The following is a 13,772-nucleotide window of genomic DNA, read 5'->3' as shown; positions in this document are numbered from 1 at the left end:
GAAGGGGGTCCTTGTTCTCGGGTGCGGGGCGGCCGGGTTTCAGCCCTTGACTGCGCCTTCGCCGACGCCGCGGAAGAAGAAGCGCTGGAGGCAGGCGAAGAGGACGATCAGCGGGAGGACGGCGATGATCGTGCCGGCGGCGACGAGGCGTTCGTCGTTGGCGAAGGTGCCGTGCAGATAGTTCAGTCCGATGGTCAGAGTGAAGTTCTCCGGATCGCTCAGGACGATCAGCGGCCACAGGAAGTCGTCCCAGGCCCCCATGAAGGCGAAGATCGCGACGACGGCGAGGGTGCCCTTGACGGAGGGCAGGGAGATCCGCAGGAACCGCTGCCAGGCGTTGGCGCCGTCGACGAAGGCCGCCTCCTCCACCTCCTGCGGCAGGTTGAGGAAGGCGTTGCGCATCAGCAGCACGTTCATGGCGCCGACGCAGCCCGGCAGCAGCACGCCGAGCAGGGTGTTGTTCAGGCCGAGGTCCCGCATGGTGGTGAACTGGGCGATGATGATGCCCTCGACGGGGACGAGCATCGCCAGGATGAACGCCAGCGTGGCGGCCCGGCGTCCGCGGTAGCGCATTCTGGCCAGGGCGTAGCCGGCCAGCGCCGCGCCGACGCAGTTGGTCAGCACGTTGGCGACGGCGACCTTGAGGGAGTTCAGAGCGTAGTCCCAGACGGGGATGGTCTCGGCGACGCGCGTGTAGTTGTCGAGCGTCGGATCGCTCGGCAGGAACTTCGGCGGGGAGCTGAAGATGTCCTCGTGCGGGCCCTTGAGCGAGGTGGACAGCTGCCACAGGAACGGCCCGACGGTCAGCGCGAGCACGGCGAGCAGCAGCGCGTACCGCAGGGCGAGCTGCCAGCCGGGGATGCGCCTGCCGTTGTCGTCGGCGACGTTGACGACGCTCACGCGTCCTCCTTGCGGTCGGCGCGCAGCACCAGCAGCATCAGCGCGACGGTGACGACGAAGACGACCACCGAGATGGCGGAGGCGTATCCCACCCGGCCGGTCAGCCCGGTGCCGACGCGCTGGACGAGCATCACCAGCGTGGTGTCCTCGCCCGCCGGGCCGCCGCTGGGGCCGGCCATCAGATAGACCTCGGAGAAGACCTTGAAGGCGGCGACCGAGGAGAGCGCGCCGACGAGGACCATGGTGGAGCGGACCGCGGGGACGGTGACGGTGAAGAACCGGCGTACGGCTCCCGCCCCGTCGACCGCGGCGGCCTCGTGGAGCTCGCGCGGGACGTTGGCCAGCGCGGCCAGATAAATGATCATGTAGTAGCCGAGGCCCTTCCAGACCGTGACCGCCATGGCGCTGCCGAGCAGCAGCCACTGGTCGCTGAGGAAGCCGACCTTGCCGACGCCCACCGCCTCCAGCACCGCGTTGACCAGCCCCCGGTCGTCGAGCATCCACACCCAGATCAGGCCGACCACGACGATGGAGGCGACGACGGGGGTGTAGAAGGCCGAGCGGAAGAACGTGATGCCGGGGATGTGGCGCTGGACGAGCATCGCCAGCAGCAGCGGCAGGATCACCAGGGCGGGCACGACTCCGAGGACGTACAGCGTGCTGTTGCGCAGCCCGATCCAGAACATGTCGTCGTGGAGGAGCTCCTCGAAGTTGGCCAGGCCCACGTACTTCCCGGCGACCAGGGTCCGCCGGTCGGTGAAGGCGTTGACCAGGGTGCTGACGAACGGGTACAGGCTGAACGCGCCGACGATCAGCAGGCCGGGGGCCGCGAACAGCCAGGGGCTCGTGGGCAGATGGCGGCTGATCCCGCGGGCGGGCCGGCGGCGCTCGGAGCGGGGGCTCCGGGCCGCCGGGCCCGCCGGCGCGATCGTCCGGGAGACGGTGGGGGTCTTCATCGCGGACTCGGCTCAGCTCTGCCGGAGCAGCCGGTCACACGCCTTGACAGCGTTGTCAAGCGCTTCCTGCGGGCTCTCCTTGCCCTGGAGCGCACGGGCCACCGCGTTGCGCAGCTCGGTCTTCATCTGCTCGCTGAACAGCACGGGCGTGTAGTTGACCGCGGTCTTCAGCGACTTGGCGGCGGCGATGCGCACCCGGGTCTCGTCGCTGCCGTCCTCCTTGGTGAAGTACGGGTCGTCGAGGGAGCCCGCGGTGCTGGGGAAGATGGCGACCTTCTTCGCGAACTCCATCTGCCGTGTCGCGTCGGTCACGAAGTGGGCGAAGGCGACGGCGGCGGGCTTCTGCTTGGTCTGCGCGTTCACCATCACGCCCATGACGTACATGTTGGCCTTGCCCGTGCTGCTGACCTGGTCGGTGATGCCGATGTTCTTGTACAGGCCGGGCGCCTGCTTCTTGAAGTTGGCCAGGTCCAGGGCGCTGCCCGGGTTCATGGCCACCGACTCGGTCAGGAACTTGTGGCCGGAGGACTCGGGCGTCGCGGTCAGCGCCTGCGAGTCCAGCGCCTTGGCCTCGTACAACTCCTTGTAGCGGGTGAGCAGTTCGACGCCCTTGGCCTCGTTGAACGCGAAGCCCGTGCCCTCGTCGTTCATCAGGCGGACGCCGTAGCGGCCGAAGTCCTCGACGGTGGGCACGTTGGCCAGGGTCGCGATCTTGCCGTCGCTCTTCTCGGCGAGCTTCAGCCCGGAGGCGAAGACCTCGTCGTACGTCGTGGGCGGCTTCTCCGCGTCGAGTCCGGCCTCGGTGAAGAGGCGCTTGTTGTAGAACAGCGGGCCGGTGTTGAGGTACCAGGGGAAGGCGTACGTGCCGTCCATGCCCGGTATCTCGTGGCTCTGCCAGGCGCCGGGCAGGTACTCCTTCTTGTACTGGGCGGCCGCCTTGTCGAGGTCGAGCGCGAGTCCGGCCTTGGCCAGCGGGGCGACCAGGTCCGGGGAGACGTTGACGACGTCGGGCAGGGTGCCGCCGGCGGCGTCGGCGCTGATCTTGTCGGCGTAGCCCTCGGCGGGCCGGTCGACCCACTTCACGTCGGCGCCGGGGTACTTCTTCTCGAACGCGGCGATCACGCCGTTGAAGTAGTCCTTGAAGTTGGCCTGCAGGTTCCAGGTCTGGAAGGTGATCTTCCCTTCGACCTTGCCTGAGGCGTCGGACGCGCCGGCGTCCGAACCGCCGCCGCAGGCGCTGAGCGGCAGAACGGCGGCGAGGACGGCGGCAGCGGCGACTGCCCTTGTCGGGATGCGCACGGTGAACGGCTCCTTTGCTCGGACCAGACGTGCGGACGTCGGACGGTGCGGTCGTCGGGCGGTGCGCTTGTCGCTCTGCGCGGTTGTCGGGCTGCGCGGTCGTGGTGCAGGCGCGGAGCTCAACGGCGTCGCGGAGGCCCAGGGCAGGCGGGGACCGGACGGGCACACGTCAGACGTACGGACGGAAAGCCGGAGCTGCGGGCCGCCGGCTCGTTACGTCAGCAGACATTGCAAGTCGCCGGCTCAGAAAGTCAATAGATTCGCCGCAACTAATGCGATCCGCATAACATTAGTGCAGGTCAGAAGCGCCCTGCACGATTGCTTGCCCTGATCGACTAATGCGCTTTAGAGTTCTTCTGCTCAAGCGCATTAGTGCGCGGAGTGAAAGGGGCTCCCGTGGCAGCCGATACTCCGTCCGGCCAGGACGCCTCGCCGGCCAGGCGCGCCCCCGCGCGCCGTCCGACGATGAAGGACATCGCCCGGCGGGCAGGCGTGTCGGAGAGCGCCGTCTCCTTCGCGCTCAACGACCGCCCCGGCGTCTCGGAGATCACCCGCGACCGCGTCCGGCGCGTCGCCGAGCAGCTGGGCTGGCGGCCGAGCACGGCCGCTCGCGCGCTGTCCGGCGAGGGCTCGGCGACGGTCGGGCTGGTGCTGGCGCGGCCCGCGGCGACGCTGGGCGTGGACTCGTTCTTCCTCCAGCTGATCTCCGGGATCCAGGAGGTCCTGGCGGAGCGTCATCTGGGCCTGCTCTTCCAGGTGGTGGAGGACGTGGAGGCCGAGTGCGGGGTCTACCGCCGATGGTGGGCCGAGCACCGGGTGGACGGCGTCCTGGTGGTGGACCCCCGCACCCACGACCCGCGCCCCGCGCTGCTGGACGAGCTCGGGCTGCCCGGCGTGGTCATCGGCGGGCTGCCCGACCGCCACCCCAACCTCTCCCAGGTGCACGCCGACGACACCGGGGCGATGGCCTCGATCGTCGGCCGGCTGCACGCGCTGGGCCACCGGCGCATCGTGCACATCGCGGGCCTGTCCTCGCTCGCCCACACCGACCGGCGCATCCGCTCCCTGCACGCCGAGGCGGAGCGACGCGGGCTGAGAGAGGTCCGCTCGGTGACCACCGACTACTCCGACACGGAGGGCGCCGCGGTGACCCGCCGGGTCCTGAAGGGGCCGGACGCGCCGACCGCGCTGATCTACGACAACGACGTGATGGCCGCGGCGGGAGCGGCCGTCACCGCGGGGCTCGGCCGCTCAGTCCCCGGCGACGTGTCGATCGTCTCGTGGGAGGACTCGGTGCTGTGCCGCATGGTCCACCCCTGGCTGACGGCGCTGTCGCGGGACACCGTCGCGTTCGGGCGGATCGCCGCGCAGGAGCTGACCGCGCTGCTGGACGGGGGCCGGGCCCGTTCCGTACAGGTTCCGCTGCCGGGGCTGATCGAACGGGAGAGCACGGCGAGGGCGGGGGCAGGGGCGGGGTGACTCCGCGATTGGCGAGGGCGGGCTGATTCTGCGTCAGGATGTCTGGAGCCTGCGGCCGCTTCAGGGCGCCTGGAGCCTGCGCCGCCTCAGGCCGCCTGGAGTCCGCTCCCGTCAAGCCGCCTGAGTGTGCTGCCTCGCCTCCGCCTCGGCCCGCACATCTTCCTGCGCCGCGCTGATCTCCCGATAGATCGCCGGATGGTGCTCCTGGATATGGCGCATGATGCTGCTCATCTGCGTGGCGACGTTGACGAACGCGGCGCTCCTGCCGTGGAAGGCGACGTTCTCGACGCGTTTCGTGGCCCGGTGGAGCGCGACCACTGTCCAGTCGTCGGTCAGCACCGGTGATCCGGAGGAGCCGCTTCTGGTGTCCGTGAAGTAGCGCACCTCATCGTCGTCCGCCTGATAGACGAGGTTGTTGCGGAGGGCGACGCGCTTCGCCTGACCGCCGGGGTGCTGGATGATGTTGACCGCCACATAGTCGTTCTCGGCCACTGCCAAGGGCCCGGTGGCGACCTGGAGCACGGGTCTGCACGGCTCGGCGGTGAGCCGCAGGATCGCGTAGTCGAGGTGCTCGTCATAGGCGACCAGCTCGCCGGCGGTCGAGTCGTCGGTCTCCGCGTCGTCGGCGTCGAAGCCGAAACGAGACCTCGAATGCCGGGCCTGCGTCTGCAGATCGTCGGGCTGGACGTGGAGAGGCCGCCTGCTGTTCTTGGGTCTCGCGTTCACGATGTGGTGGTTGGTGATCAGCAGGTCCGGGGCGATGAGCCAGCCCGTCCCCGCCAGCCTGCCGCCGTTCACCGGGAGAGGCGCACCCGCCTCATAGGACGGCACCGTGATCCGGGCGACCCCCGTTCCAGCCACCTCTCCGCCGCGGAGGAAGTCGAAGGGCACCGTGTCGTCGCGGTGGACGATCTCCTCCCTGATCTCTCTCGCGGGCATGTCGGCCGCGATGTCCGGCTCCCCCTCGGCGGCGCGGGCGACCTTGTCGAGCGCCCGCTGGAAGACGGCGAGCGGCTTGGCGACGGTCGTCAGATCGACGGCGCTGTGGAGCCAGCTCCGCAGAGGCACGGCGCCGTCCTTCAGCCCCGGCGCTTCGTTCATGGCGACGAGGTCCGAGTACAGCTGGCCAAGGGGCGAATGGGCGGTCGGCAGGTCGCTGCGGAATCCGGCCGGGACGTCGCTCAGCAGCAGGCGTCGGGCATCGGGGCTGTCCAGTCCCGACGCCACCGCGGCGTCTCGCAGCTTTCGGATCTCCTCGCTGCTGAGATACCGCATCGGCTGTTCGGCGCCAGGCCCTGTGCTGGCGGCCATGGCCTGCCGAATGCCGGACCGGAGCTCACCGCTCGCGTCCCGCAGACGGAACAGCCTTCGTACGACGTCGTCCAGGATTCCCAGACGCCGGGCCTCGCGCAGCACGTCGAAGGCGATGGGATCCTCCGCGTCCGCACGTGGTCGCGGAACGGCGTGGTTCAGATAGTTCCGCACCGTGACGCGCAGAAGAGGCTGCTGGTCGACCGCCCGGTCGATCGCGTCGCCGAGCGCGTACAGGACGCCGTCGTCGGCATGCGGAAGCCCCACCGCGTCCAGCGTATGAGCGATCGCGTCGGGATCCTGCGCGCCCGCCTCGGCCGCCGCGACGCGCGCCAGCGTCGGATCGTCCGCCAACTCCTCGCCGGTCCGCCGCAGCAGGCTGCTGGCGAGCTCGCTCTCGGCCGCGGCGCCCTGTGGCGTGCCTTCCTCCATCCGGGCACGGGCCGCCAGCGCGCCCAGCGCGGCGCGATAGTGCCCCAGACCGGTCGCGATCTCCTCGACTGCCCGGAAGTCCTGGCCGGCGCTCTGCACGTCGCCTGCCTTCCCGGCGAGACGGGCCGAGAGCATCAGCAGCTCCAACTGCTGCTCGGCGCATCCCCTCTGCTGCGCCAACTCGACGGCGTGCGCACAGACCGCTCTGGCCTTCTCCGGCGCGTCGGTCCGGTCCAGGGTCTCGACCAGCAGCGGATAGAGGCGGCTGCACGGCGTCCAGGGCCGGCCCTCCTGGAGCAGTACGTACGCCTGCTCGGGAAATTCCTGCGCGAGCATGTCCTCGACCTCACGGGCGGTGATCTGCTCCCAGTCCTCCTTGTCCGCGTCGTCCTTGACCCGTTCCGGCGCCTCGCCGCCGAGATGGGCGGTGAGGAAGGCGGCCGCGTTGGGCGTCATATCCTCGCTCGCCCCCACCAGGAAGGGCTCGACGCCGTCCATCCAGCGCTCCTCGACCTTTCGGGGGCTCTCCTTCAGCATCAGCCGGTGGTAGATCTCCTCCGCGCGCGCCTCCGCTCCGGCCTGGCCCGCGTAGTACGTCACCGCGCTCTGCTCGATGGTCCGCATGGCAGCGACCCGGCCGCTGTCCGACAGATGCAGCATGACGGCGCGGATCTCGGCGCGGAGCCCCACGGCGCCGGGTCCCGTCGGCACGACCTGGTCGAGGCGGGAGAGCTCGTCGAAGAGGTGACGGGCTTCGTCGACGGAGTCCGCCTTCAGCCCGCAGTGCGTCGCGAGGACGTCCTTGATGATCTCGGGTGTGATGGTCCGGAGCACCAGGCTCTGCCGTGCCAGGCGGCGCACCTCCTCGTTCGGGACGCGGCTGAGGATCCGGTCGTACAGCAGGCCCTGGACACGCAGTTGGTCCACCTTCCGGAAGAAGACCTTGCGCCGGCGGGGCAGGCAGTCGATCAGGGCTTCCATGGCGGTGGGCTCGTTCCCCGCCAGCTCGGCCGCCCTGGCGGCGAGTCTCAGGCTCAGCGGATGGCCGCCCACCCGGTCCGCCAGCTTCCGTGCCGTGTCCGGGTCGGTGACCCCGCACAGGGACAGCACGCTCACAGCCGACTCCATGTCCAGATCGCCGAGTTCGATCGTGCGGGTCGCCGCCTTCTCCCCGGGATGCCCCACGGGGGCGCTGCCGCAGGCGATGAACCGCAACCGCGGGCACACCTCTTTGAGGGCTGCGAAAATGGACCACAGTCTGCCGACCACAGGCGATCCGACGTACTGGGCGGGCTCGAGGGAGTCGACGGCGATCAGCAGCGGCGGGCCCCCGTCGGCCGGAGTCCGCGCCACCACCACTTCGGCGACCCGTTTCACGAGATCGGTCTCGCGCTCGGTGGCTCGCCTGTGGAACTCCTGGGACGCCTTACGGCCCATCGTCGGCCGAGTCGTGGCGAGCCGTTGCAGCTCGACCGCCTTGACCTGCTCCTCACGCAGGTCGCGCGCGGCCTGCTCGCACTCGCTCGCCAGCGCGTCCAGTTCGCCGCGGCAGTCCGGGCACTGGATGGAGAGCTGCCGGGCGGTCTCCGCGACGAGGCCGATCGGTTCGGTGATCGAGATCGTGGGGCGATCGAAGTCGACGTAGGCGAAGGGCATGTCAGGCGTCCGCCGGTGGAGACTGCCCAGGATGCCCTTGGCGAGCAGAGTGCTCTTGCCGACTCCCCCGTTTCCATGGATGAGCATGGGGGGCAGCGGCGATGTGCTCTCCTCGTCGCCGTCCGGTGCGATGTAGGCGAGCAGTTCCGCCACCTTCTCGTCGCGCCCCTCGAAGGGGTTCCTCAACAGCTGCTCGAGCGGCTCCAGCAGCCTGGCCCGCTCCAGTGCGTGCAGTACGCGTGGGACGTCGGGCAGTCCCTCGATCCCCGGGATCTGGGAGAGCCACTCGACCGCTCGCAGCGTGTCGGCGAGTTCCTGGACCGGCCTCTCCTCCAGCGGCGGCGGAACGGAGAGGGAGTTCCTGTCGGTGAGCTGAAGCAGGGCGATCTGCTCCGGCCCGGCCGCGGGGAGGGCGGCGACATTTCTGACCAGGGCTCTCAGCGCGGCGTCGGGACCGTCCAGCCCACGCAGCGCTGCCTGCCTGACCTCGGGTTCGAGGACCCAGAAGCATCTGCCCTTCACTTTCAACGGCTTGCAGTCGTCGACCAGTTCCAGGAACGCGCCGCCGGGCGTGTCGTCTCCCAGCCGCCGCAGCTCTCCGGGATCGAACCGGGTCAGGAGGCAGGCCGCCTCCCGGAAGGCCCGCCGCTTGTCCGAGACCGCCTGCGGCGAGACGTCCTGGGTGCCCAGCTCCTCGCGCAGCCTCGCGGCGAACAGGTCAGCGGCTCTAGAGCGACTGGATGACACGGATCGCTCCTTCCGCCGCAGTGCCGATCTTCTCCATGTAGCTCCGGCCGTCGGCCGTGTCCCTCTCCGCCGCGAGGAGCACTTCCTGCACGGCCACCTCCACCAGTTCGGCGGTCCGGGCATCGGGCCGCGTCACCTCGGCGGCGGAGGGGGGCGGGCTCTCATGGAAGTACTGCTCGAAGAAGGCGCGGAGGTCGTCCGGGCCGGGAAGAGAGGCCGTGTCCCAGCACACATGTCCCCTGAGTTCGAAGGGGAGTTGGGGCAGCTGGGGCCCGTAGCCCAGCAGCACCAGCCGGGGCGCCTCCTCCGGGCGGACGACGGCGTGCCCATGGACGGCCAGGGCCAACCGCCCTATGCAGTCCCAGACATCGGAGCCCAGGCCGACCCTGTCGCACTCGTCGAGGACGAACCAGAATCGTTCGTCGGAGGCGGTGGCCCTGCTCACCACCCAGCGCAGGGCGTCGTCGAGCCGCGGCGGGAGATCGCTCAACCGCGGCGGCCCGCTGGGCGAGCCGTCCGTCGAGGGATCGGCCACGAACTCGGCCAGCTGCCGGATCAGGCTCTCGGCGGTGGCGGTCGCCGACAGCGTCACCAGCGGCGACTGGAATCCGACGTGCAGGCCGACATGGTGGACGAGGTGGTAGGTGTACGACCTTCCGCTGCCCGGATCGCCGTCGACTGCCAGCACCGACATCTGGGGATCCGCGACCATGCGCCGCAGCGTCCGGCGCAGCCGCTCGCGGCCGAGGAACACCTCGCTTCCGTCCCCGACGACCGACGAGCGGAAGACGTCCTTCGAGGCGGAGGCCCGAATGTCCTCGCGCAGCCTGCCGAGGAACTCGTCGGCCTTGGCAGCCTCCGGCGGCGCCTCGCGCAGCTCATGGCTGGCGGCCAGCGCCGCCAGCAGTCGCTCCTGGCCGTCGACGCTCTTCCTACAAGAATCAACCAGTACGCGCGCGTTCTGTGCGCTCAGGGGCGTCAGCCGCAGCCCGCGTACGAAATCCGGAGGGAATCCTGCCTGGTCAAGCCGGGAGTACGGCTCCGGGGTGTCGAGAAGGTACTCCCGCGCCCACCCGGTGACGAGATCCCATTCCGTTTCGGCCAGCGGCATACCGCACCTACCCAGCCGCCCCATCGGGGCGTAAGACAGGCCGATTTCTACTTGTCATGGTTTCACCAGATTGATCCCCTTGCAAGGCCCGTCCTCCGCGCCCCCCGTCAGCCGATGAGAGCGGGCGCACCGGTCGTCCGAGGGCCCGCAGCGGGGCCGCAGGACGTAGACAAGGGTTTTCCCCGTATCGGCTTCATCTGGTCGTTGCCTACTGTCTCCCCACCGGCGATCTTCCAGCCTTGAACGGCTCGTTCGCGTCCCCAAGGTGGCGCGAATCCGCTCAAATACGGCGGATCCCGGCAACACCCCAATTGCCTCCGTCACTGACCCGTCGGAGGCGCATCAGGCGTGCGTCGGCCGAGGACGCCCCCCATACGTCCTCGGCCCGCATGGCAACGCCTCTCTCTCGCAGCTCTGCAGTGCCGCATCTGCTCATGAAGTGCGTCAAGTGCCGCTCCGGCATGTCCGGACGCGGCTTTCGAAGGGGAGAACCTTGCACGCTTCTAGACGAAGACTGATATCCGCCGTAGCAGTCTCCGCCACCCTCATCGGCGCCGCTGCCACCACCTCCGTGGCCGCGGCCCAGCCTTCTGCTCCCGCGGGCCCCGCCGCATCTGCGACGGCGTCCCCGGCCCCCACCGCGCCGGTCGAGAACCTGATCGTCGGCTACAAGTCCTCTGCCACCGAGGCCCGTTCCAACGCCGCCGCCTCCGACGACGCCGAGGCCAAGGGCCGCAAGTCCGGCGAGAGCGTCGAGTTCGAGCGGCGCCTGGGCACCGGCGCCGCTCTGGTCGACCTGGGCGGCAAGCTCGCCCCCGGCGACGCCGCCGACGTCATGGCGCAGTTCCGCGCCGACCCCGACGTCGCCTACGTCGAGCCGGACACCCGGGCGTACGCGCTCGCCGGCCCCAACGACACCGACTACGCCAAGCAGTGGGACCTCTTCGAGCCCACCGCCGGCATGAACGTCCCCGGGGCGTGGAACACCACCACCGGTTCCGGCGTGACCGTCGCCGTGATCGACACCGGCTACGTCGCCCACTCCGACCTCGCGTCCAACGTCGTGGCCGGCTATGACTTCATCTCCAGCGCCAGCTACGCCCGCGACGGCAACGGCCGTGACAGCAACCCCGCCGACCAGGGCGACTGGACCGCGGCGGGCGAGTGCGGCGTCGGCTCCAAGGCGAGCGACTCCTCGTGGCACGGCACGCACGTCGCGGGGACGATCGCCGCGGCGACCGGCAACAGCAAGGGCGTCGCGGGCATCGCGTACGGCGCCAAGGTCCAGCCGGTGCGCGTGCTCGGCAAGTGCGGCGGCTCCACCTCCGACATCGTCGACGCCATCACCTGGGCGTCCGGCGGCTCGGTCCCCGGCGTGCCCGCCAACCAGACGCCCGCCAAGGTCATCAACATGAGCCTCGGCGGTCCCGGCGCCTGCGGAACCAGCTACCAGAACGCCATCAACGCGGCCGTCGGCCGGGGCACCACCGTCGTGGTCGCCGCCGGCAACAGCAACGCGGACGCGGCCGCCCACTCCCCCGCCAGCTGCAACAACGTGATCAACGTCGCGGCGAGCAGCCGCAGCGGCGACCGTGCCTTCTACTCCAACTACGGCACGATCATCGACATCGCCGCCCCCGGCGGCGAGACGCGTCGCGCGACGGACACCCCGGGCACGATCACCACGCCGGAGAACGGCATCCTCTCGACGGTGAACGCCGGCAAGACCACCCCGTCGAGCGAGAACTACAAGCCCTACCAGGGCACCAGCATGGCCGCCCCGCACGTCGCCGGGCTCGCCGCGCTGCTGGCGGCCGCCAAGCCGCTGACCCCGGCCCAGATCGAGTCGGCGATCAAGGCCAACGCCCGTCCGCTGGCCGGCACGTGCACCGGCGGCTGCGGCGCCGGGCTCGCCGACGCGGCCGCGACCGTCGCCGCGGTCGTGGGCGGCGGCACTGGGGGCAAGACGTTCCAGAACACCTCCGACGTCGCCATCCCCGACGCCGGCTCCGCGGTCACCTCGTCGATCTCGGTGACGGGCGTCGCCGGGAAGGCACCGGCCGCCCTCAAGGTCGCCGTCGACGTCAAGCACCCGTACCGCGGCGACCTCGTCGTCGACCTGGTCGCCCCCGACGGCGCCGTCAAGCGGCTGCAGAGCTCGTCCGACGACGCCGGCGACGACCTCGTCACCACCTTCACGGTCGACGCCTCGGCGCTGACGGCCAACGGGACCTGGAAGCTCAGGGTCCAGGACGTCGCCGCGGCCGACGCCGGCTACATCAACGCCTGGAGCCTCACCTTCTGAGACTCGGGCCTCCGAGACTCGGTCCGAGACGCCTTTCGGGACTCGGACTTCCGAGACTCGGTCTGCCGAGGCTCAGACTTCCGAGACTCGGTCTGCCGAGGCTCAGACTTCCGAGACTCGGTCTGCCGAGGCTCGGTCTGCCGAGACTCGCCGAGCGCTGTGATGCGCTCGCCCCGAGAGTCGGCTCAGCCCTCCTCGCGAGAGTCTGACCAGCTCTCCGAGACGTTCTCGCAAGCTCTCCGCCTCCCTGGACGTCTCACCCTCTGAGACGGAGCGAAAAGTCCGGACCAAGACCCCGCGGACCTGCCGACATGCTGAATCTCGGCAGGTCCGACGGGCGTCTGGGGCCGGGGACTGACGCCTGCGTCACACTCGGGCGCCATTCCTCGGACGACCTCGTATTCTCGCGGGCACAAGAGATGCACAGCGACGGGGACCGAGGGGCGGGTGACTGTGCGTGGGGACGACGGCGAACACCGAAGCGCCGGTCGGGCGCGGTGAGCTCATCGCCCTCCTCGACCGCGCCCTGAGCGCCAGTGGCCGCGCCGTCCTCACCGGCGCCGCGGGCGTCGGCAAGACGGCGGTGGCCGCGGCCGTCGCCGCGGTCGCCGAGTCCCGCGGGGAGTCCGTGCTCTACGTCGCCCCCGAGGCGGCCGACCGGCGCATACCCGGGGCGGCCGCCGCCGAGCTGCTCGCCTCCGTGCCCCGCGCCGCCCTCGACCCGCTCTCCGGGCCCCAGCGCACCGCCGTCGCCATGTTCCGACGCGAGACGGACGCCCCCGACGACGGATGGGACCGCATCGCGCTGCGGCTCGCCCTGGTGGAGATACTGCGCGCGCTCGCCGCCACGGACCCCGTCCTGCTGGTCGTGGACAACGCCCAGTGGCTGGACGACGAGAGCGCCGACCTGTTCCGCTTCGCACTGCGCCTGGCGCCGCCCGGCGTCCGGGTCCTGGCATCCGAGCACGTCCAGTGCGGCGCGCTGTCCGCCCAGGCCCTGTGCGGGCCCGGCGTGCAGCCGGTCCCAGTGCCGCCGCTGGACGCCGACGAGGTGGCCGAGCTGCTCGTACGGCACGGTCTGCCGTCCCGGCTGGCCGGCCGCATCCACCGGGCCAGCGGCGGCAACCCTCGCCTCGCCCTGGCCCTGGGCCGCTCGCTCGCCGAGGCGCGCGAGCCCGTCCACCACGCCGCCACGCTCCCGGTGTCGGGCCAGGCCCGCGAGGTCGCCCGCCGGCTGCTGGCCGAGACCCCCTCCCCCGCGCACGGCACCCTGCTGCTCGCCGCGCTCGCGGCCCGGCCCACGACGGCGCTGCTCCGGCGGGCCGGCCGGCCCGCCGCCGAGGCCGAGCTCGCCGCCGCCGAGCAGACGGGCCTGGTGACCGTCGGCGAGGACGGCTCGGTGGAGTTCACCGCCGGAGTGCTGCCCGCCGTGCTGGCCTCGGACGCCGGGTGGCCGGACCGCTCGGCGGGCCACGCCGCGCTCGCCGCCGCGGTCGACGATCCGGTCGAGGCGGTACGGCACCGGGCGCTGGCCGTCGACGCCCCCGACGAGGCCCTGGCCGCCGAGGTCGCGGAC

The 13,772-nt window shown here is 70.9% G+C and carries 8 protein-coding genes; 3 read left to right on the top strand and 5 right to left on the bottom strand.

All coding sequences use genetic code 11. From position 1 onward, the window contains the following. Positions 1-39: 39 nt before the first annotated feature. The 3 genes from AB0M39_RS28355 to AB0M39_RS28345 are packed head-to-tail and all read right to left on the bottom strand — an operon-like array spanning position 40 to position 3,155. Positions 40-900, bottom strand: a complete 861-nt coding sequence (locus tag AB0M39_RS28355) for a carbohydrate ABC transporter permease (protein ID WP_365368770.1) — start codon at positions 898-900, stop codon at positions 40-42. Next, a complete protein-coding gene (locus AB0M39_RS28350) occupies positions 897-1,856 on the bottom strand; it encodes a sugar ABC transporter permease (RefSeq protein ID WP_365368769.1) in 960 nt (319 codons plus the stop codon). The genes AB0M39_RS28355 and AB0M39_RS28350 overlap by 4 nt, the downstream gene beginning before the upstream one ends. A 12-nt stretch (positions 1,857-1,868) precedes the next feature. Further along, a complete protein-coding gene (locus AB0M39_RS28345) occupies positions 1,869-3,155 on the bottom strand; it encodes a sugar ABC transporter substrate-binding protein (RefSeq protein ID WP_365368768.1) in 1,287 nt (428 codons plus the stop codon). Between the two features lie 465 nt (positions 3,156-3,620). Here AB0M39_RS28345 and AB0M39_RS28340 point away from each other — a divergent pair, with 465 nt between their 5' ends. Beyond that, the gene (locus AB0M39_RS28340) at positions 3,621-4,634 is read left to right on the top strand and encodes a LacI family DNA-binding transcriptional regulator (RefSeq protein WP_365368799.1); all 1,014 of its coding nucleotides are present in this window, start codon (positions 3,621-3,623) and stop codon (positions 4,632-4,634) included. Between the two features lie 111 nt (positions 4,635-4,745). Here the strand turns inward: AB0M39_RS28340 and AB0M39_RS28335 are convergent, their stop codons facing one another. Then, complete coding sequence (locus AB0M39_RS28335; RefSeq protein WP_365368767.1) at positions 4,746-8,780, bottom strand: trypsin-like peptidase domain-containing protein; 4,035 nt, start codon at positions 8,778-8,780, stop codon at positions 4,746-4,748. Next, a complete protein-coding gene (locus AB0M39_RS28330) occupies positions 8,761-9,891 on the bottom strand; it encodes a hypothetical protein (protein WP_365368766.1) in 1,131 nt (376 codons plus the stop codon). Before AB0M39_RS28330 ends, AB0M39_RS28335 begins: the two co-directional genes overlap by 20 nt. Before the next feature lie 493 nt (positions 9,892-10,384). Here AB0M39_RS28330 and AB0M39_RS28325 point away from each other — a divergent pair, with 493 nt between their 5' ends. Together AB0M39_RS28325 and AB0M39_RS28320 are read left to right on the top strand one after the other, a co-directional pair. Further along, the gene (locus AB0M39_RS28325) at positions 10,385-12,196 is read left to right on the top strand and encodes a S8 family serine peptidase (protein WP_365368765.1); all 1,812 of its coding nucleotides are present in this window, start codon (positions 10,385-10,387) and stop codon (positions 12,194-12,196) included. Between the two features lie 457 nt (positions 12,197-12,653). Beyond that, the coding region (locus AB0M39_RS28320; protein WP_365368764.1) for an ATP-binding protein at positions 12,654-13,772 on the top strand (1,119 nt) is incomplete at its 3' end.

It is taken from the genome of Streptomyces sp. NPDC051907 (assembly GCF_040681075.1).
Taxonomy (GTDB): domain Bacteria; phylum Actinomycetota; class Actinomycetes; order Streptomycetales; family Streptomycetaceae; genus Streptomyces.
The sequence above is the reverse complement of the archived record's forward strand: the minus strand, read 5'-3'. Positions and strand labels throughout refer to the sequence as shown.